Annotated in this window: 20 protein-coding genes and 1 other RNA gene; 8 read left to right on the top strand and 13 right to left on the bottom strand. The window is 66.4% G+C overall.

What is annotated here, in order from left to right; translation table 11 throughout:
• Positions 1-50 precede the first annotated feature (50 nt).
• The 6 genes from rpiA to ACVOMC_RS14230 all read right to left on the bottom strand — a co-directional run bounded on the left by rpiA (position 51) and on the right by ACVOMC_RS14230 (position 2757).
• Positions 51-698, bottom strand: a complete 648-nt coding sequence (gene rpiA / locus ACVOMC_RS14255) for a ribose-5-phosphate isomerase RpiA (RefSeq protein ID WP_054658230.1) — start codon at positions 696-698, stop codon at positions 51-53.
• 111 nt (positions 699-809) lie between these two features.
• Positions 810-1292: an EVE domain-containing protein gene (locus tag ACVOMC_RS14250; protein ID WP_481524465.1), complete on the bottom strand. Its 483-nt coding sequence runs from the start codon at positions 1290-1292 to the stop codon at positions 810-812.
• Positions 1289-1876, bottom strand: coding sequence for a 5-formyltetrahydrofolate cyclo-ligase (locus tag ACVOMC_RS14245; RefSeq protein WP_481524464.1), 588 nt, complete (start codon positions 1874-1876; stop codon positions 1289-1291). The genes ACVOMC_RS14250 and ACVOMC_RS14245 overlap by 4 nt, the downstream gene beginning before the upstream one ends.
• A gap of 94 nt (positions 1877-1970) precedes the next feature.
• Positions 1971-2155: non-coding RNA, 6S RNA (ssrS, locus tag ACVOMC_RS14240), on the bottom strand.
• A gap of 84 nt (positions 2156-2239) precedes the next feature.
• Entirely contained in the window at positions 2240-2539 is a 300-nt protein-coding gene (locus ACVOMC_RS14235) for a cell division protein ZapA (protein WP_054658236.1), read from the bottom strand.
• Complete coding sequence (locus ACVOMC_RS14230) at positions 2536-2757, bottom strand: TIGR02449 family protein (protein ID WP_054658238.1); 222 nt, start codon at positions 2755-2757, stop codon at positions 2536-2538. The genes ACVOMC_RS14235 and ACVOMC_RS14230 overlap by 4 nt, the downstream gene beginning before the upstream one ends.
• Before the next feature lie 124 nt (positions 2758-2881).
• Between ACVOMC_RS14230 and ACVOMC_RS14225 the strand changes: the two genes are divergently transcribed.
• Complete coding sequence (locus tag ACVOMC_RS14225) at positions 2882-3427, top strand: YecA/YgfB family protein (protein ID WP_481524463.1); 546 nt, start codon at positions 2882-2884, stop codon at positions 3425-3427.
• Between the two features lie 8 nt (positions 3428-3435).
• Positions 3436-4761, top strand: a complete 1326-nt coding sequence (locus ACVOMC_RS14220; protein ID WP_481524462.1) for an aminopeptidase P N-terminal domain-containing protein — start codon at positions 3436-3438, stop codon at positions 4759-4761.
• A 67-nt stretch (positions 4762-4828) separates the two neighbouring features.
• Here ACVOMC_RS14220 and pepQ read toward each other — a convergent pair whose 3' ends face one another.
• From pepQ to rph, 7 genes are all read right to left on the bottom strand, one after another.
• Positions 4829-6163 (bottom strand): Xaa-Pro dipeptidase, encoded by a 1335-nt coding sequence (pepQ, locus tag ACVOMC_RS14215; protein WP_481524461.1) that lies wholly within the window; start codon positions 6161-6163, stop codon positions 4829-4831.
• An 83-nt stretch (positions 6164-6246) separates the two neighbouring features.
• On the bottom strand, positions 6247-6594 hold the full coding sequence (locus tag ACVOMC_RS14210; protein ID WP_481524460.1) for a PilZ domain-containing protein: 348 nt from the start codon (positions 6592-6594) through the stop codon (positions 6247-6249).
• A complete protein-coding gene (locus tag ACVOMC_RS14205) occupies positions 6591-9050 on the bottom strand; it encodes a DUF1631 domain-containing protein (protein WP_481524459.1) in 2460 nt (819 codons plus the stop codon). Before ACVOMC_RS14205 ends, ACVOMC_RS14210 begins: the two co-directional genes overlap by 4 nt.
• 79 nt (positions 9051-9129) lie before the next feature.
• Entirely contained in the window at positions 9130-10335 is a 1206-nt protein-coding gene (gene hemW / locus ACVOMC_RS14200) for a radical SAM family heme chaperone HemW (RefSeq protein WP_481524490.1), read from the bottom strand.
• A 13-nt stretch (positions 10336-10348) separates the two neighbouring features.
• Entirely contained in the window at positions 10349-10951 is a 603-nt protein-coding gene (gene rdgB, locus ACVOMC_RS14195; RefSeq protein ID WP_481524458.1) for an RdgB/HAM1 family non-canonical purine NTP pyrophosphatase, read from the bottom strand.
• Positions 10948-11334, bottom strand: a complete 387-nt coding sequence (locus ACVOMC_RS14190) for a VOC family protein (RefSeq protein ID WP_054657045.1) — start codon at positions 11332-11334, stop codon at positions 10948-10950. Before ACVOMC_RS14190 ends, rdgB begins: the two co-directional genes overlap by 4 nt.
• Positions 11331-12059 carry a ribonuclease PH gene (gene rph / locus ACVOMC_RS14185; protein WP_057505615.1) on the bottom strand — a complete coding sequence of 243 codons (729 nt, stop codon included), beginning with the start codon at positions 12057-12059 and terminating at the stop codon, positions 11331-11333. The genes ACVOMC_RS14190 and rph overlap by 4 nt, the downstream gene beginning before the upstream one ends.
• Positions 12060-12167: 108 nt before the next feature.
• Between rph and ACVOMC_RS14180 the strand changes: the two genes are divergently transcribed.
• From ACVOMC_RS14180 to recG, 6 genes are all read left to right on the top strand, one after another.
• Complete coding sequence (locus ACVOMC_RS14180; RefSeq protein ID WP_054657047.1) at positions 12168-13028, top strand: YicC/YloC family endoribonuclease; 861 nt, start codon at positions 12168-12170, stop codon at positions 13026-13028.
• 114 nt (positions 13029-13142) lie between these two features.
• Positions 13143-13769: a guanylate kinase gene (gmk, locus tag ACVOMC_RS14175; protein ID WP_054657049.1), complete on the top strand. Its 627-nt coding sequence runs from the start codon at positions 13143-13145 to the stop codon at positions 13767-13769.
• Positions 13770-13898: 129 nt separating this feature from the next.
• Complete coding sequence (gene rpoZ / locus ACVOMC_RS14170) at positions 13899-14198, top strand: DNA-directed RNA polymerase subunit omega (RefSeq protein WP_054657051.1); 300 nt, start codon at positions 13899-13901, stop codon at positions 14196-14198.
• A gap of 107 nt (positions 14199-14305) precedes the next feature.
• A complete protein-coding gene (locus ACVOMC_RS14165) occupies positions 14306-16465 on the top strand; it encodes a RelA/SpoT family protein (RefSeq protein ID WP_054657053.1) in 2160 nt (719 codons plus the stop codon).
• A gap of 196 nt (positions 16466-16661) precedes the next feature.
• Positions 16662-17045 carry a RidA family protein gene (locus tag ACVOMC_RS14160; RefSeq protein ID WP_054657055.1) on the top strand — a complete coding sequence of 128 codons (384 nt, stop codon included), beginning with the start codon at positions 16662-16664 and terminating at the stop codon, positions 17043-17045.
• A 435-nt stretch (positions 17046-17480) separates the two neighbouring features.
• Positions 17481-19613 carry an ATP-dependent DNA helicase RecG gene (gene recG / locus ACVOMC_RS14155; protein WP_481524457.1) on the top strand — a complete coding sequence of 711 codons (2133 nt, stop codon included), beginning with the start codon at positions 17481-17483 and terminating at the stop codon, positions 19611-19613.
• The last annotated feature ends 12 nt before the right edge of the window (positions 19614-19625 follow it).

Raw genomic sequence — 19625 nt, 5'->3', positions numbered from 1 at the left:
AGGCGGCGGGACGGCACGCGGCTGCATGCCGTCAGAGGCAGTGAGCTGGTTTACAGCACCTGGGGCGGTTCGCCGCCGATGATCACCACATCGGCCGGACGCCGTGCGAACAGGCCGACGGTGACCACGCCGGGAATCTGGTTGAGCTGCTGTTCCAGTTTCACCGGATCGGTGATGGACAGGTTGTGCACGTCCAGGATCAGGTTGCCATTGTCGGTGACCACGCCATCGCGCCACACCGGCTGGCCGCCGGTCAGCGCCAGGATCTCGCGGGCGACCAGGCTGCGCGCCATCGGAATGACTTCCACCGGCAGCGGGAACTTGCCCAGCACCTTGACCTGCTTGCTCGGGTCGATGATGCAGACGAACTGCTTGCTGGCCTCGGCGATGATCTTCTCGCGGGTCAGCGCGGCGCCACCGCCCTTGATCAGGTTCTTGTTACCGTCGCACTCGTCGGCGCCGTCCACGTACAGCGACAGGCCGCCGGTGTGGTTCAGGTCCAGCACCTCGATGCCGTGGCCCTTGAGCAGCGCGGTGCTCTGCTCGGAGCTGGAGACCGCACCTTCGATCTGGTCCTTGATACGGGCCAGCGCCTCGATGAAATAGGCGACGGTGGAGCCGGTGCCGACTCCGACGATCATTCCCTTTTCGACGTATTCAATGGCTTTTTCGGCGGCCAGGCGCTTGGCTTCGGACATGGTGGGCTCGGTGGATGGGGAAGGGGAGTGTAGGAGCGATGGCAGTCGCGACCGGCGCTTTGCCGGGAAAGTCCCATCGCGACTGACGTCGCTCCTACGGGCAATGGGATGTCAGGCGGGCTTCTTTTCCAGCGACAGCAGCAGCTTCCACTGTGCGGCTGTGACCGGGAACACCGACAGGCGATTGCCCTTGGCGGTCAGCGGAAAACCTTCGCCCAGTTCCTCGGCATGCAGCTTGATCTCGTCCAGCGCGATCACCTGCATCAGTTTGCGCTCGAACGCGACATCGACCAGCATCCAGCGCGGTTGCTCGCGCGTGCTCTTGGGGTCGTAGTAGTCGGATGTCGGATCGAACTGGGTGTCATCGGGGTAGGCCTCGCTGGCCACCGTGGCGATGCCGACGATGCCCGGTACCTTGGTGTTGGAGTGGTAGAACAGGATGCCGTCGCCGACCTTCATGCCATCGCGCATGAAGTTGCGCGCCTGGTAGTTGCGCACGCCATTCCACGGCTCGGTGCCCACGCGCTGCAGGTCGTCGATGGAAAAGGCGTCCGGTTCGGACTTCATCAGCCAGTAGCGCTTGCGGGCGGTCATGCGTTCAACGGTTCCGGGTAGAGAGTGGCCTGCTCGGTACAGATGGCATCCACCGCCACATCCCAGTCCTCGACCGGCAATGACGGCACCTGCTGGGCGGAAAACCCCACACCCACCAGCCACGGCGGCGCGGCCTGGCGCTGCCGGAATGCGAAGCTGCGATCATACCAGCCGCCCCCCATGCCCAGCCGCCGGCCCGTGTCGTCGAAGCCGACCAGCGGCGCCACCACCAGCGCCATCTCTTCCGGCCGCAGCGCCTGCGCCGGGTCTACATCCGGCTCGGGAATGCCGTAGCGGTTGCTGACCAGCGGCTGCCCCGGCCGCCACGGCGCGAAGCGCAGCAGCTTGCCATGCAGCACCGGCAGGCAATAGGTCTGTTGGGCTGGCAGCTGCATCTGCCAGCGGTGCAGCGCGATCTCGCCATCCATTGCCCAGTAGCCGGCCACCGGGCCGCTGACATCGGCGAATGGAAGGGACAGCAGGCGCGCGGCCAGACGTTCGGCGGCGGCGATGCGCATGGCGGCTGGAATATCGCGGCGATGCTGGCGCAGTTGCTGGCGCAGCTCCTGGCGAAGCTCTGTCATGACAGGCGGGGACCGTTGCGGAGTGGAAATGTGTTGCGGGCAGCACAACGAAAAGCGGGAACGGCACCCGAAGATGCCGCTCCCGCGGAATATTGCATTCTCCGCCATGACGATGCGTGCGAAACGACCTTGAACCCGGGGTTCAAGTGGGAACGCTGGGGAACCATCGGGCTTCCCGCTACAAGGCGGACTTGCACACCCGGCGCCGTCGCGCCCCCGTGGTCGTAATTAAGGGACAAGGCGAATGTTTGCACACGCCGTCGTTCACGGCAGAGAACGCAGGGCCAGTATAGCGAGGTTGCGGGCGCAAATGCAGCCTTTTCCAGCCGCCGCGGATTCAGCTGCCTGAGCCGCTCAGCTGGATCAACGCGCGTTGTCGATGGCGGTGTCCAGACGACGGTTCAGATCATTCAACGTGCTCTGGAAACGCTGCTGCTGTTTGGCCAGTTCGTCGCGCATCAGCTGCATTTCATGCGCCAGATTCAATGCGGCCAGCACGGCCACGCGATCCACCGCGGCCATGCGGTTGCTGCCGCGGATCTCGCGCATCCGCGCATCGAGCATATGCGCGGCGGCGGTGAGACTATCGCGCTCGCCCGGTTCCACGCCGACGGTGTAGTCGCGATCGAGAATACGGACACTGACCGGTTCGTTCTGGCTCACGTGTGCTGCTCCAGCGACTTGAGGCGGGTGATCATCGCTTCCACGCGCGAGCGCGCCTGTTCGTTCTTGGCCAACAGCTGCGAGCGTTCGGTCATCAGCTGTTCCTGCTGCTGGCGCAGGCTGCGATTCTCATCGGCCAGCCGCTGGTTGCGCTCGAACAGCAGTTCGATGCGGACGGCAAGGGCCTGCAACTGGGCAGCGGGGTCGAAGGAATCCATGGCGTGCACGATAGGCATGCCGGTGAGGGGCGGTCAAGGTGGTGATGGGGTGCGGTTGGTACACTGTGCGGCCGCTGTCGTTGTTTGCCGCGACGTGGCCCCATCCGTTTTTCAGACCTGTGACATGACCGAACTTCCTGCCGTCAACGACATCCTCAAAGCCAGCCAGAGTCTGGGTCTGGGCGCCTCTCCTGCCGAACTGCACGGAGGGCTGTGCGGCTGGCTGGCCGCCGGCGGGGCCGATTTGCCGGCGTGGCCAGGTCAGGTGCTGGCCGATGCCAGCTTGCCGGTGCCCGAGCCGGGCAGCGTGCTCGATCAGCTGCGGTTGGCGACGGTGGCGCAGCTGGAAGACCGGGATTTCGCCTTCGAACTGGTGCTGGCCGATACCGCTGCGCCGCTGCAGGCGCGTACCGATGCGCTGTTCGAGTGGTGCCGCGCCTTCCTGGGCGGTTTCGGTCTGGCCTCGGGCAAGCGCCCGGCGCTGAGCGAGGAGGGGGAAGAGGCGCTGCAGGATCTGGCCAAACTGGCCCAGGCGTCCAGTGACGAATTCGATGCCGGTGAGGAAGACGAGGACGCGCTGGCGGAAATCGAGGAGTTCGTGCGCGTGGCCGCGCTGCTGCTGCATGGCGACTGTGTGATGGGGTCGCGTCACCGCCAGCGTCTGAACTGAGCCGCGGCATGAAGCGACTTTCCGGGATCACCCCCGCCGAGTACGCCAGCCGCCGTCGCCAGTTGATGGAGGCGGCCGGCGATGACGCCATTCTGGTATTGCCGGCCGCACCGGAACGGGTGCGCAGCCACGACACGTTCCATCCGTACCGTCAGGATTCGGATTTCTGGTACCTGTGCGGTTTCCAGGAGCCGGAGTCGGTGCTGGTGCTGATTCCGGGCAGGCGCCACGGCGAGACGATCCTGTTCTGCCGCGAGCGCGACCCGGACCGCGAGGCCTGGGATGGTCCGCGCGAGGGCCAGGAGGGCGCAGTGGCGCGCTACGGCATGGATGACGCGTATCCGATCGATGACCTGGATGAGATCCTGCCTGGCCTGCTGGAGGGCCGTTCGCGGGTGTACTACCACTTCGGCCGTGATGCGGACTTCGATCTGAAGCTGATCGGCTGGGTCAACCGGGTGCGCTCGCAGGTCCGGCACGGTGCGCAGCCGCCGCACGAGTTCCTGGAGCTGGGTCACCTGCTGCACGAGCAGCGGCTGTACAAGTCGGCCGATGAAATCGCGTTGATGCAGATGGCGGCGGACATCAGCGTGCGTGGCCATCGCGCGGCCATGCGGGCGGCGCGCGCGGGTATCCACGAGTACGAGCTGCAGGCCGAGCTGGAGCGCGAGTTCCGCGCGCATGGCGCCTGTCCGGCCTACAGCAGCATCGTCGGCGCCGGCGGCAACGCCTGTGTGCTGCATTACCGTGACAACAGCAGCGGCAGTCGTGACGGCGACCTGGTGCTGATCGATGCCGGCGCCGAATACCACGGCTATGCCAGCGACATCACCCGCACTTTCCCGGTCAATGGCCGCTTCAGCCCCGAGCAGCGCGCGCTGCATGATCTGGTACTGGCGGCGCAGACCGCCGCGCTGGAGCAGGCGCAGCCGGGTATCGCCTACGAGGAGGGGCACCTGGCCGCGGTTGAGGTATTGACCGAGGGCCTGCTGCGGCTGGGGCTGCTGAAAGGGGATCTGGAAGAGAACCTCATCGAACGCCACTACCAGCGCTTCTACCGGCACAAGACCGGGCACTGGCTGGGGCTGGATGTGCACGACGTGGGCGATTACCGGGTGGCTGGCGAGTCGCGCCTGCTGGAGCCGGGCATGGTGTTCACCATCGAGCCCGGGCTCTACATTGCCAGCGACGATCGCAGCGTGGAGGCGCGCTGGCGCGGAATCGGTATCCGCATCGAGGACGATGTGCTGATCACCGGTGAAGGCCATCGTGTGCTCACCGGCGCGCTGGAGCGCAGTGCCGAGGATATCGAGGCGTTCATGGCGGCGCGCTGAGTCCGAGTGCCGGAAAATGGAAAAGGGCGCCGATCGGCGCCCTTTTCTGTTGCATGGCCCGGGCCGGTCAGTCCGTGGCTGCGGCGGCAAATGCCGGACGGGTGAGGTTGTCGGCCTGGCCTTCGGTACACAGCACTTCGTCTTCGATACGGACGCCGCCGTAGGGGCGGAAGAAATCCACGCGCTCCCAGTTGATGCTGGCGGCGTTGCCGGCTTTCTTCACTTCGTCCAGCAGCATGTCGATGAAGTACAGGCCCGGCTCGATGGTCACCACCATGCCCGGTTCCAGCACGCGGGTCAGACGCAGGTAGGGATGTCCTGCCGGGCGTTCGATCCGGCCGCCATGCTCGCCGGCGGCGAAGCCGGCCACATCGTGCACCTGCGCACCGATCAGGTGGCCGATGCCGTGCGGGAAGAATGCCGCGCTCACCCCGGTGGCCAGCGCAGCCTCCGGCGATACGGTGATGACACCGAAGTCCTTGAGGATGCCCATCAGCGACAGGTGGGCATCGATATGCAGCTGCTTGTAGTCGAAGCCGGCGCGGACCGCTTCGCACATCTTGATCTGCGCCGCGTCCACCGCATCGACCAGCGCCTGGAATTCACCGTGGCCGGCGGCCGCGTAGGTACGGGTGATATCACTGGCATAGCCGCAGGCCGAAGCGCCGGCGTCGATCAGGAAGCTGCGCAGCGGCTGCGGTGCGCTGCGGCCCAGGTCGGTGTAGTGCAGCACCGCGGCATGTTCGTTGAGCGCGATGATGTTGCCGTAGGGCAGGTCGTTGGCGTCCTGGCCGACCGCTTGGCAGTAGGCCATGTGGATCTCGAACTCGCTGGCGCCGGCCCGGAACGCGGCCTCGGCGGCACGATGGCCACGCACGCCCAGCACCTGCGCCTGGCGCATCAGTGCGATTTCATAGGGGGTCTTGTAGCCGCGGTGCCAGTCCAGATGGTTGATCACCGCTTCCGGATTGTTCGGTACGAAGTTGCCCAGCGCGCTCTGCGGCTCACCGACAATCGCGCAGCGCGCCGGGTCCCCGGGCAGCAAGGCCAGCGCCTGGTCCGGCTTGCGGATGATGTGAATATCGAAATGCTCCACCCACCAGCCACTGGGTGCGGCCGGGACCGCGTGCCAATAGTCGAACGGCTGATAGAACACCAGCGTCGGGCGTTTTCCGGGGGTGTGGATCAGCCAGCTGTTGGGTAGCCGGGTCAGCGGCAGCCAGGCCTTGAACTGCGGGTTGACCGCGTACGGGTAATCGCGGTCGTCGAAGGCCTGGTAGTGCAGGGTACCGCTGGGAATGACCAGGTGATCGAAACCGCCGCGTGCCAGCGCCGCATCGGCGCGGCGGGAGAGCTCGCCCAGATGGTGGGAATACAGGACGCCTGGATCTTGCTGTTTCATCGCGGTGGCTCGCTCGACGGTGCGGAATACAGGCCTACGATTCTGCCGCAATCACGCGCGAGCTGCTGTGCCGTTTTCGGCAGTCAGTCCGCAGGAAGATTGCCCTCGATCCACCGCGCTAGCTGTTCGCGATGTGGCCTGTCCAGGGTCAGGAAACGGAAGCCGGCCCAGCAGTGGTCCGGGGTGTGGGCCGGGGTACGCCACAGCAGATGCACGCCGACGTCGATGTCGATCTCGCCGCCCCGGCCGTCGGGAATGGGGAACTGCAGCTGGTACAGGGCATCTTCCTGCAGGGGTTCGGAGGCGATGACCAGCATGCCGGTTTCGGACACGTTGCTCAGGCGGCCGATCACGCTGTCGATCATCCGGTCCCGGACCGGGATCAGTGCTGGAATCTGCAGGCGCGGCGCCCGCCGGGTGTTGGTGATCATGCGGACTCCGCAGCGGAACTGCCGCCGGCAAGTGAGCGCAACGTGCGCAGGGTTGCCTGCCAGGCGCGGTCGATCAGGCGGCCGCGGTCTTCGGTGACCACCTGCACCTGGCCCTTGGCCATCAGCCGGGCGAGGGCGTCGAGCGAATGCTCGGCCACCTTCTGCCCGCGCTGGTTGACGAACAGTGCGTTGTCGGTGATCAGGCTGTACCAGGACAGGCGCTGGCGCTGCGAATCGCCCTGCTGGTTGACGGTGAATTCGAACCACGTGCCGAACGGCATCGTGCGCAACTGCCGGTAATGCGTTTCCTCTTCCGGGCTGCGGTTGGCTACCGGCTTGCGGCGCAGCTCTTCCTCTTCGTCGCGCTCGCTGCCCTCACCCAGACGGGCGCGGGCTTTGAGTTTGGCGCTGAGCTCGGTCTTGGAGGTGGTGTCGTCTTCCCCGCCCGGGGTGGACAGGCGCCGGGCGATCGCGCCGGCCTCGTCGCGGTGGTAGCCGACCTGCAGCAGTGATTCTTCGATCTGGTTGCCCAGCCCCACGTCCGGCTCGCCGCCAGCGGGACTGGCGGTGACTTCGCTGATGCGGGCGGTGGCGACCTGGCGCTGTTGCCATTCCTCGGAGTTGTCGCCCTGGCGCAGCAGGGTCAGGGTCAATACGTCGGCCCAGGCCTGGCGCAGCAGGGTCTGCACGAATTTGGGCGCCGCGCCGTTGCGACATTGCTGGTCGATGGTACGCGTGGCCAGCTGCTTGGCAGCCTCCAGCCGCTCCTTGCCGCGTGCCGCTTCCACATGCCGGCGCTCGGTGACTTCAGCCTTGCGGGCGGCCGTTCGCAGGTGGTTCTGGATCTGCTGGTTGGCCTCGGTGAAGACCGCTTCGTTGCCGTCGTAGTCGGTGACGACCTTGTTGACCGCTTCGCCGAGCTTCTGCAGTAGCACCGGGTCGCCGTCGTCGTCGCCGAGCCAGGTCGCGCCGGATTCGGCCACCGCGTTGAGCAGCTCGCGCGCCGGGTGCTGGTCACGGACGAAGAACGCCTCGTCGTGGATCGCCGCCCGCGCCACCGGTACCTGCAGCTGGGTCAGCAGGTCCGCGGCCGCGCCTTCGGTGCGGACTTCGCGCTGGATCTGCGTGTACAGCATCCCCAGCAGGTCGAGGGTGTCGGCATCCTGTGGGGCGAGTGAGGCCCCAGGTCCGTGATCGGCCTTGATTTGACCGAGCAGCGCATTGCGGATGTCGCCAATGCTGCGCCGCGTACCCGGCGAGGCGGCCTGCGCCTGCAGGCGGCCGAGCACCTCCATCACGGCCTGGCTGGGAACCGGTCGGGGGGCGTCGCCTGCCGGCGGCGCTGCAGTGGTGTGCGGGTCGTCGGTGGTGGCTGTGGCGGCACTGGCTGCCACGTTGCCACGTGGCTGGGGATGGCGGGCGGCGTCCAGCAGGCTGTGCAGGGCGGACATGCCGGGGGCGGAGATACCGCTTTCGCTGCCGGCGGGCATGGCGCCGGGGACAGTGCCAGTGCTGCCCGCGCCTGCCGAGAGGGAGGGGGCGGAGGGGGCTGCTGATCCTGCACCGGCAACGGCGGCAGGGAATCCAGCCGTGGCGCCGTCATCAGGCAGAACCGCCCATGACGCCGCGGGCGCCTGTCCCTGCCAGCCGGTCAGGGGCCGGTTGGCCGCCGTGCGCTCGCCATTTGCGGCGTTGGTGTTGGCGGTCGAAGGCCCGTTCTGGCCGCCGCCGCGCGGGGCGGAAGGGCGCACCAGGTAGGGGCGGTAGACCAGCCCGGGCAGCACGCCTTCGCGGGCCAGCAGGATGTTGGCGCGGTCGATCAACTCGCTGTGGCGTTCCATCGCCTGGCGCTCGAACACCTGATACAGCAACAGCTGCGTTTCCAGGCTCAGCTGCAGCTGCTCGCCGCAGTCGCGCAACGCGCGGCACAGCGCATAGGGGCCGATCGGCAGCCGTTCGATCTCGATGGCCGGTTGCGCGGCGAGCACGCCAAAACGCTGTCCCAGCAGTTGCAACGGACTGGGCGAGCGGTTGCTTTCGCGCCGTGCCATTTCATGCAGCACGATGTCGCGGTCGATGTCGGTGTCTTCGACCAGCGTCATGGTCTTGAGCGAGGCGTCCCTTGTCCGCGCGGCCGCGGTATGGCGGGCATCCTTGAACTGGACCAGTTGCTGCTCCAGCGCGTCGAAAAAGCGTGCCGGGAACTGGTCGCTGCACTCGCGCAGCTGGCGCATCTGCGCGTAGATGTCCGATTGGAGCTGGCTGCTGCGGGCTTTTTCCGCATGCTGGAACAGCTCGCGGTCCAGTCCGAGCATGGTCAGCTTCAGTGGCTGCTCCAGCACTTCCACGGCCAGCGCGTGGATCTGCTCCAGCAACATCCGCACACGGGGTGGCAGCGCGGCGCCAGCGATTCGAGCCGGCGCATGGCTGGCGGTGGTTGATGCGTTCCCTGACATCCGATGTACGTTCCGCGCCCCTTGTATGGGACGTTTTCTACCATTTTGGTGACGGAGTAGCCACTTCCGTCGCGTGCGCTCAGCGCAGGAACAGCTCCACCACGTCATTGGTGAAGCGCCGGCCCAGCTCGGTGGGCGTGGCTCTGGCACCGTCACAGATCAGCCAGCCGCGCGCCTGTGCGGTATCCAGTGCCGGTCGCAGCACGCTGCGCTCCAGTCCGGTGCGGGCCTCGAAATCGGCCAGCGGGAAGCCTTCGTGCAGGCGCAGCAGATTGAGCATGTACTCGAACGGCAGGCGTTCTGCGCCGACCACGTCATCGCCGCCGATGGCGGCGGGCGTGCCTGCGGTGTCCATGAAGGTCTGCGGGTGCTTGTGCTTCCAGCGGCGCAGCACCTGCTGCTCGGCGCCGGAGCTGATCTTGCCGTGGGCGCCGGCACCGATCCCCAGGTAGTCGCCGAAGCGCCAGTAGTTGAGGTTGTGCTGGCATTGCCAGCCCTCGCGGGCATAGGCGCTGACCTCGTACTGGCCATAGCCGTGCTCGGCGAGCAGGGCCTGGCAATGCTCCTGGATGTCCCAGGCGCTGTCCTCGTCGGGAATGCCCTGCGGCGGCTTGGCGAAGAACACCGTGTTCGGCTCCAGCGTCAGCTGGTAGTGCGAGATATGCGTGGGATCGAGTGCGAAGGCCCGCTCAAGATCATGCTCTGCCTGGGCAAGCGTCTGCTGCGGCAGCGCGTACATCAGATCGATATTGAAGTTGTTGTAGCCGGCGTCCTGCGCCAGCTTGACCGCGCGTTCGGCCTCGCGGCTGTCGTGGATACGGCCCAGGCGCTGCAATGCTTCATCGTTGAAGGTCTGGATGCCGAAGCTGATGCGGTTCACGCCCGCCGCCCGGTAGCGGTCGAAGCGGCCGTGTTCGGCGGTGCCCGGGTTGGTCTCCAGCGTCACTTCCAGATTCGGCGCAAAGCGCAGGCGCGCGCTGGCTGCCTGCAGGAAGCGGTCGATCGCCTCGGGCGGGAACAGGCTGGGAGTGCCGCCGCCGAAGAACACGCTGTTCACCACCCGGCCCCAGGCCAGTGGCAGATCCTGGTCCAGATCGCGGATGAGCGCATCGATATACGCATCGAACGGCAGCGCACCCTTGCCCGCGTGCGAGTTGAAATCGCAGTACGGGCATTTGCGCACGCACCATGGCAGGTGCACATACAGCGACAACGGCGGTGGTACCAGTTGCACCGGGCCCGGGGCATCACAGCCGCAGGCGTCGTCATGGGTGTGGAGGTCCATATGCATGCCGACCTCAGCGCGCCAGCTGGGTGGACAGCTGCTGTACCAGCAACTGCAGCGCCTTGGCGCGATGGCTGCGGCCATTCTTCTGCGCCGGCTCCATCTGCGCGGCGGTCAGGCCAAGTTCTTCATCCAGGAATACCGGGTTGTAGCCGAAGCCGTTGCTGCCGCGCAGTTCATCGATGATGCGGCCTTCCCAGCTGCCTTCGCAGATCAGCGGCTGCGGATCATTGGCGTGGCGCAGCAGCACGATCACCGCGTAGAAACGCGCAGTGCGGCGCTGGGCGGGCACATCGCGCAGCGCTTCGAGCAGCTTGGCGTTGTTGGCGGCATCGTCGGTGGGGCTGCCGGCGTAGCGCGCGCTGTACAGGCCGGGCGCACCGTCCAGTGCATCGACGATCAGGCCGGAGTCATCGGCCAGCGCCGGCAGGCCGGTGACTTCGCAGGCGTGGCGCGCCTTGATCAGCGCGTTCTCGACGAAGGTCAGGCCGGTTTCCGGCACATCGCCCACGCCCAGCTCGCGCTGCGGCACGATCTGCAGCGGCAACCCGCCCAGCAGGGTCTGCAGCTCTTCCAGTTTGCCGGCGTTGCCGCTGGCCAGTACCAGTTTCATCATTTGGGCTCCAGCAGATCCCAGGTGTTGCCATACAGGTCGCGGAACACCACGACGGTGGCATAGCTCTCGTTGCGGGGCGCTTCGGTGAATTCCACACCGAAGGCCTGCATGGCCTCGTAGTCGCGCCAGAAGTCGTCGGTGTACAGGAAGAAGCCGACACGGCCGCCGGTCTGGTTGCCGATATGCGCGCGCTGCGCTTGGTCACTGGCGCGCGCCAGCAACAGCGATGCGGCGTTGCCATTGGCCGGGCCGACCACGACCCAGCGCTTGTGGCCCTGATCCAGGTCCTCCAGCAGGCGGAAGCCCAGCGCGCCGGTGTACCAGGCGATGGCCTCGTCGTAATCGGCGACGACCACCGTCACCAGGGCCAGATACCGGCTCATGCCTGCGCCAGTGCCGCCTGCTGCGCGTCGAACAGCTCGCGGATACCCTTTTCAGCCAGCACCAGCAGCGCGTCCAGCTCGTCACGACGGAAGGCGTGGCCTTCAGCGGTGCCCTGCAGCTCGATGAAGCCGCCGCCGTCGTTCATCACCACGTTCATGTCGGTGTCGCAGTCGCTGTCCTCGACGTAGTCCAGATCCAGCACCGGTACGCCTTTGTAGACGCCGACCGACACCGCGGCGACGGCGCCGAAGACCGGATTGCGCTTGATGTCGCCGCGCTTGAGCAGCACGTTCACCGCGTCGACCAGTGCCACGTAGGCGCCGGTGATGGCGGCGGTGCGGGTGCCGCCGTCGGCCTGCAGCACGTCGCAATCCAGGGTGATGGTGCGCTCGCCCAGCGCATTGCGGTCGATGCAGGCGCGCAGCGTGCGGCCGATCAGGCGCTGGATTTCCAGGGTGCGGCCGCCCTGCTTGCCACGCGCGGCTTCGCGGTCGGAACGGGTATGGGTGGCGCGCGGCAGCATGCCGTATTCAGCTGTCACCCAGCCTTCGCCCTTGCCGCGCAGGAAGCCGGGAACGCGGTTCTCGACACTGGCCGTGCACAGCACGCGGGTATTGCCAAAGCTCACCAGAACCGAGCCTTCGGCGTGGCAGGTGAAGGCGCGTTCAAGGGTAACGGTGCGCAGCTGATCGGCCTGGCGGCCGCTGGGACGGGAAAAGGTCATGAAAAGTCCGGATTGCGAAGGCTTCGATGGGGCGTCCGGGCGGTCAATACACCGGCGTCCGGGGCTTGCTAGGGTACCATTCGCCCTTTGAAATTCATCGGAAAACACATGATTCGGAGCATGACCGCCTACGCCGGTGGTGAGCGCGTGACGCCCTGGGGCACCTTGGGCTGCGAACTGCGCTCGGTCAATCACCGCTTTCTCGAAGTAGGGGTGCGGCTGCCGGAAGACCTGCGTTCGCTGGAGCCACAGCTGCGGGAGCGCGTGTCCGCACGGGTCAGTCGCGGCAAGCTGGATCTGGTGATGCGCCTGCGTGCGCCCGAGGCGACCACCTCGCTGGCGGTCAATGAAGTGCTGGTGGAACAGCTGGGCGATCTGGCGGCACGTCTGCAGGCAAGTTTTCCCTCCATGCAGGTGGGTTTCACCGAATTGCTGCAATACCCGGGGGTGCTGCGCGCCGAATCCACCGACGCGGCCGCCCTGCAGGCCGAAGCGCTGGCGCTGCTGGATCAAACCATCGACAGCTTCGTGCAGGCGCGTGAGCGCGAGGGCCAGAAGCTGGCCGAAGCCATCAGCGAGCGTGTGGACGGGGTCGAGCGTATCGCCGCGGAAGTGCGTGAGCTGATTCCAGCCATCCGCGAAGGGCAGCGCGCCAAGCTGGCCGCACGACTGGCCGATCTTCCCCATCCGATGGATCCGGGGCGCGCCGAACAGGAACTGGTGCTGTGGCTGCAGAAGCTTGACGTGGACGAGGAGCTGGATCGTCTGTCCAGCCACATCGCCGAGATCCGCCGGGTGCTCAAGCAGCGCGAGCCGGTGGGGCGTCGCCTGGACTTCCTGCTGCAGGAATTCAATCGCGAAGCCAACACCACCGGGTCCAAGTCGGTGGACAGCCGCACTTCCAATGCCGCGGTGGAGCTGAAGGTGCTGATCGACCAGATCCGCGAGCAGGTCCAGAACATCGAATAACCGCGTCCCTGGCGTTGCTGTGAACCGGCCACCACCGATCTGGTGGCCGGTGGATTCGGGTTGCCGGCCGGTGCGTGATATTCTGCGCTGCCTTGCAAGTGGCGCCCCAGTTCCATGCGCGGAACTCTCTACATCGTTGCCGCCCCTTCCGGCGCAGGCAAAAGCAGCATCGTCAACGCCACCCTGGCGCGCGATCCGCAGATTTCACTCTCGATCTCCTTCACCTCGCGGGCCATGCGTCCGGGCGAGGAGAACGGCAAGCACTACCATTTCGTCAGCGCGGCCGAGTTCGAGCGGATGATCGGTGACGGCGATTTCTTCGAGCACGCCCTGGTGCACGGCGACTGGAAGGGTACCGCCCGCCAATCGGTGGAGCCGCAGCTGGCCGCCGGCCAGGACGTGCTGCTGGAAATCGACTGGCAGGGTGCGCGCCAGGTGCGCGAGAAGGTGCCCGGTGCGGTCAGTGTGTTCATCCTGCCGCCGTCGCGCCAGGCGCTGGACGAGCGCATGCGCAAGCGCGGCCAGGACAGCGAGGCGGTGATCGCCCAGCGGCTGGCCGCCGCCCGCGAGGAAATGCTGCACTACGACGAATTCGACTATGTGATCGTCAATGAGGACTTTGACATCGCCGTGGGTGAAATGTGCTCCATCTTCGCCGCCAGCCGCCTGCGACTGGCGGCCCAGCAGCGGCGCCACGCCGGACTGATAGACTCGTTGCTGGCCCCGGAATCGACCCCGTAAAAACAGCAAGCGATTGATTCACAAGGGTCTGTTCAGGGGCTGGCTTGATTTTTGCCATGGCTCGCCCCTACAATCGCCCCCCTTTCCCACATTCGATCGAGCGGCCGTTGCAGGTCGCCGGGAGCCCGCATGGCCCGCATTACCGTAGAAGATTGCCTGGAAGTCGTTAACAACCGTTTTGAGCTGGTCATGATGGCGTCCAAGCGCGCCCGCCAGTTGGCAAATGGTGTCCAGGCGACGATCGATAACAGCGAGACCGAGGACAAGCCGACCGTGCTGGCATTGCGCGAAATCGCGGCCCGCAAGATCGACCTCAACCTGATCGAGGAAGTCGAGAAGGCCGAGCGCGAGCGCATCGAGCGTGAGGCGCTGGAATGGGCTGCCGCCGAAGTGGTTGCCGACGAAGACATGTCCAAGAACGACGATTGATCCGGCTGCCCGGATCATCGCGTGAGATGGCACCGACAGCCCGCTCTATGCGGGCTGTTCGCGTTGTGGGGTTTGCCGTTATTACGCTGCTGACATAGTCTTCTGACATGAACCCAGGCCCTACTGCCCAGGTCGCCACGCCAGCGGGCGGGGCGGTACCTGACTACGTACTCCAACTCGAACGTGCTGCCGGCTATCTTCCTGCTGGACAAGTGCCGTTGCTGCGGCGTGCATGGGAAGTGGGCGCGGCCGCGCACGCGGGCCAGACGCGCAAATCAGGCGAGCCCTACATCACCCATCCGGTCGCGGTGGCGCGCATTCTCGCGGAGCTGGGACTGGACGTGGAGGCGCTGATCGCCGCGATCCTGCACGATACGATCGAAGACACGCCGCTGACCCGGCAGCAGCTGGCCGCCGAGTTCGGCGAGACCGTGGCCGAATTGGTCGACGGGGTCACCAAGCTGGACAAGCTCAAGTTCCGTGACCGCCAGGAAGCGGCCGCGGAGAGCTTCCGTAAGATGCTGCTGGCGATGTCGCGCGACCTGCGCGTGATCATGATCAAGCTGGCCGACCGCCTGCACAACATGCGCACGCTGGGCGCGCAGAGCAGCGAGGCACGCCGCCGCATCGCCCTGGAAACACTGGATATCTACGCGCCGATCGCGCAGCGCCTGGGCATGAGTCTGATCAAGTCCGAGCTGCAGAATCTGGGCTTCCGCGCGCTGTATCCGTGGCGTCACGCGATCATCGAAAAGCACATCCGCAGCCAGCCGGTGGTCCGTCGCGAGTCGATGGCGCAGGTGGAGGTGCAGCTGTCGCAGCGTCTGGCACGCGAAGGGCTCGAACACCGCCTGATCAGCCGCATCAAGACGCCGTGGAGCATCTACAACAAGATGCGCGACGAGAACAAAAGCTTCGACCAGGTCATGGACGTGTTCGGCTTCCGCCTGGTCATGCGCAGCGTGCCGAACTGCTATCACGCGCTGGGCGCCGTGCATGCCACATTCAAGCCGCTGGATGGCCGCTTCCGCGATTTCATCGCCATCCCCAAGGCCAACGGCTACCAGTCGCTGCACACGGTGCTGTTCGGGCCATACGGTTCGCCGATCGAAGTGCAGATCCGCACCGAGGAAATGGACCTGATCGCCGAGCGCGGTGTGGCTGCGCACTGGACCTACAAGTTCGGTGGTGATTCGCCCAACAGTGCGCAGAGCCGTGCCCACGCGTGGATCGTCGATCTGATCGATTCGCAGCGGGCGGCCGGCTCTTCGCTCGAGTTCCTCGACAACGTCAAGGTCGACCTGTTCCCGGACGAGGTCTATCTGTTCACGCCCAAGGGCAAGATCCTGTCGCTGCCGCGCAACTCCACCACGCTGGATTTCGCCTATGCCGTGCACACCGATGTGGGCAACCGGGCGGTGGCCTCGCGGGTGGACAAGAAGCTGGTGCCGCTGCGCACCAGGCTGGTCAGCGGCCAGACCGTGGAAATCATCACCGCACGGTCGGCCACGCCAAAGCCGCAGTGGCTGGAATTCGTGGTCAGCTCCAAGGCCCGCACCGCCATCCGCCACCAGCTCAAACAGCTGGAACACGAGGATGCGGTGCAGCTGGGCCATCGCATGCTCGACCGCGCGCTGGAGGCGATGGACAGTTCGATCGAGCGGCTGCCGAAGGGGCGCCTGGATGCGTTCCTGGCCGAGTACCGGTTCCCGCGCTTGGAGGCGTTCCTGGCCGATGTCGCGCTGGGCAACTGGATGCCGACCCAGGCGGCACAGGCGTTGATGGCCTATGGCGAGCTTCGTGCCGGTGATTCGGCGCAGCGGCCGCAGGAGAAGATCCTGATCAATGGCAGTGAGCGCGGCGTGGTCAGCTTCGCCAATTGCTGCCAGCCGATTCCGGGCGACGACATCATGGGTTACCACACTGCCGGCAAGGGCATCGTGGTGCACCGCATGGATTGCCCGAATCTGGCTGAACTGCGCAAGTCGCCCGAGCGCTGGGTGCCGATCGGCTGGGACACCAGTGTGGTCGGGGACTACGACACGGCGCTGGTCGTGGAAGTGGAGAATGGCACCGGCGTGCTGGCCCAGTTGGCCGCGGCGATCGCGCAGAGTCATTCCAACATCGAGCGCGTGGACTATCTGGATCGCGATCCCAATGCCGCGGTGCTGTGCTTCAACATCCAGGTGCGCGATCGCACCCACCTGGCCGAAGTGATGCGGCGCCTGCGGCGTCTGTCGGTGGTGCAGGCGGTGCGTCGGCAGTAGTTGCGCAGTTCTCCACAGAGGGTGTGCAACACGGCGATGACAAGTTGTGGATAAGGTCTTCAGGGCCTTATGGGGCAGGTGTTTCCATGGGCTGGTCAAAATTTGACCAGACTTTCGTTGCCGCATTCCGATGGGGTGCGGGTGGCGACAGGGCCGGCGCTACAATGGGGCACCTACTATCAGAGTGGAGCTGTCCATGTCCCGCCAGATCATCAATACCGCCAACGCCCCGGCCGCCATCGGCCCTTATTCGCAGGCCGTGCGTGCCGGCAACACCGTGTATTTTTCCGGCCAGATTCCGCTGGACCCGGCGACCGGTGAGATCGTCGCCGGCGATGTGACCGCGCAGGCCCGTCGCGCGTTCGACAACCTCAAGGCGGTGGCCGAAGAAGCGGGTGGGTCGCTGGACAAGATGGTGCGGCTGGGCCTGTATCTGACCGATCTGGGTGAGTTCGCCAAGGTCAATGCGGTGATGCAGGAGTATTTCCAGGCGCCGTTCCCGGCACGCTCGACCATTGAAGTGTCCGGCCTGCCCAAGGGCGCCGCGTTCGAGGTCGACGCGGTGATGTTTCTCGACTGATCCGTCATCGGCAACCTGTCCATGTGCGAATGCCCGGTTCTGCCGGGCATTCGTCTGTCAGGACGCAGGAAGCCTGATGTCGGAGGGTATACGCCTGGTCCGTCGCTTGAAGGCGCGGCCGAGTGGGGACGTATCGTTGAGGCCGGGTGGATCGCCGGTCATGGCGATAGCCGGTTCGCGGGCCTGCACCACTGCCGCTGCAGGCTTGGTGCGGCTCGGGTGTTGCACCTGGCTGAAGCGGGATTGCCCGCCGCGCCGCCGGCGTGCGGATGGGCCACCTCGTGTCGTGGGGGAAGAAGGCAGCTGCCGGTGTGCTCGACAGGCGGGCGCTGAGCCCGGGCAACCCGGCGTTCCGGTGGGGCGGGGCGTAGGGAAACCCCGGCGTCTTCGGATGCCGGGGTTTCTGTTTGTGACGCATGACGGCATCCTTGTGCAATGTCTGCGCGTCGTGACCTTGCCACCCTTGATCTGTCCACCGAACCGCTGGACCGCCTTGCCGGGGTCGGACCCCGGGTGGCGGCCAAGCTGGAGGCGCGTGGGCTGACCACCCTTCAGGATCTGTGGCTGCACCTGCCGCTGCGCTACGAGGATCGCACCACGCTGCTGCCGATCCGCGCGCTGAAGGCCGGGGTGGCGGCCCAGGTGGAGGGCAGGGTCGAGGCGGTGGAGCGCGGTTTCCGCTACCGCCCGGTACTGCGCGTGGCGATCAGTGACGGGTCCGGCGCCCTGCTGGTGCTGCGATTCTTCCACTTTCGCGCCGCGCAGGTGGCCCAGTTCGCGCTAGGCCGGCGGTTGCGTGCCTATGGCACGCCGCGTGCCGGTCAGCAGGGGCTGGAGATCGTGCATCCCAGCTACCAGCTGCTCGCCGATGACGAGCAGGCCGCGCTCGAGCAGGCGCTGGATCCGGTCTATCCGGTGGTCGAGGGCATCGGTCCGGCCAGCCTGCGAAAGTTGATCGGCCAATCCATCGACCGGCTGCCCGATGCTGCCACGCTGGAACTGCTGCCGCCCGCACTGCTGTCCGGGCTGGGGCTGCCGTCCTTGCGGGAGGCGCTGCTGACCATGCACCGCCCCCCGGTCGACGCGGATGTTGCAGCGCTGGGTGCGGGCGTCCACCCGGCACAGCGGCGACTGGCGATGGAGGAGCTGCTGGCCCATCACCTGAGTCTGCGCCGCCAGCGGATCGCGCTGCAGGCCCATCGCGCGCCCGCGTTGCGTGGAGGCGACGGGCTGGTAAAGGCGCTGCTCGCGTCATTGCCGTTCCGTCTTACCGGCGCGCAGCAACGGGTGTTCGACGAGATCCGTCGTGATCTTGCGCGTGCGCACCCGATGCTGCGGCTGGTGCAGGGCGATGTCGGCTCCGGCAAAACCGTTGTGGCTGCGCTGGCGGCGATGCTGGCGGTGGAGCGCCGCAAGCAGGTCGCGTTGGCGGCGCCGACCGAGCTGTTGGCCGAACAGCATCTGACCAATCTGCGCAGCTGGCTGGAACCGCTGGGCGTTCGCGTGGCCTGGCTGGCCGGCAAGGTGACCGGCAAGGCCCGCAGCAAGGTGCTCGAAGACGTTGCCAGCGGGCACGCGCAGGTGGTGGTTGGCACGCACGCGTTGATGCAGGATGCGGTGGTGTTCAACGATCTGGCGCTGGCCATCGTCGATGAGCAGCACCGCTTCGGCGTGCATCAGCGCCTGGCGTTGCGCGACAAGGGCGCGGCTGCCGGCGTGGTGCCGCATCAGCTGGTGATGACCGCCACGCCGATTCCGCGCACGCTGGCGATGGCCGCGTATGCGGACCTGGATGTTTCGGCCATCGACGAACTGCCGCCGGGGCGCACCCCGGTGCAAACGATCGTCATCAGCGCCGAACGCCGTCCGGCGCTGGTCGAGCGTATCCGCGTGGCCTGTCGGCAGGGGCGCCAGGTGTACTGGGTCTGCACGCTGATCGAGGAAAGTGAAGAAGAGGGGAGTGGTCCGGGCCAGGCGCGGCTGGATGCGACCGCCGCGCAGACCACGTTCGAGACATTGTCCGCGCAGCTGCCCGAGCTGCGCATCGGGCTGGTGCACGGGCGGATGAAGGCGGCCGAAAAGCAGGCGGCGATGCGCGCTTTCAAATCGGCCGAGGTCGACCTTCTGGTGGCCACCACCGTCATCGAAGTCGGTGTCGATGTGCCCAACGCATCGCTGATGATCATCGAGAATGCCGAGCGGCTGGGGCTGGCGCAGCTGCACCAGCTGCGGGGGCGGGTGGGTCGCGGCGCGACCGCATCCAGTTGTGTGTTGATGTACCAGGCCCCGTTGTCGGCGATGGCGCGGGAGCGACTGGAAACCATGCGGCACACGGCCGATGGCTTCCTGATCGCGGAGAAGGACCTGGAGCTGCGCGGCCCCGGTGAACTGCTTGGCACGCGTCAGACCGGTCTTGCCGCATTCCGCGTCGCTGACCTGGCCCGCGATGCGGGTCTGTTGCCTGTCGTGCATGACCTTGCCGATCGCCTGCTGGCCGAGTCGCCGGCGCTGGCCGAACGCGTCGTGCAGCGCTGGATTGGTGGCGCGGCGCGATATGCGGCGGCCTGAACCCAGGCTTCC

This window comes from Stenotrophomonas sp. STEN014 (assembly GCF_056760315.1).
This window is presented reverse-complemented; position numbering and strand designations above follow the sequence as displayed.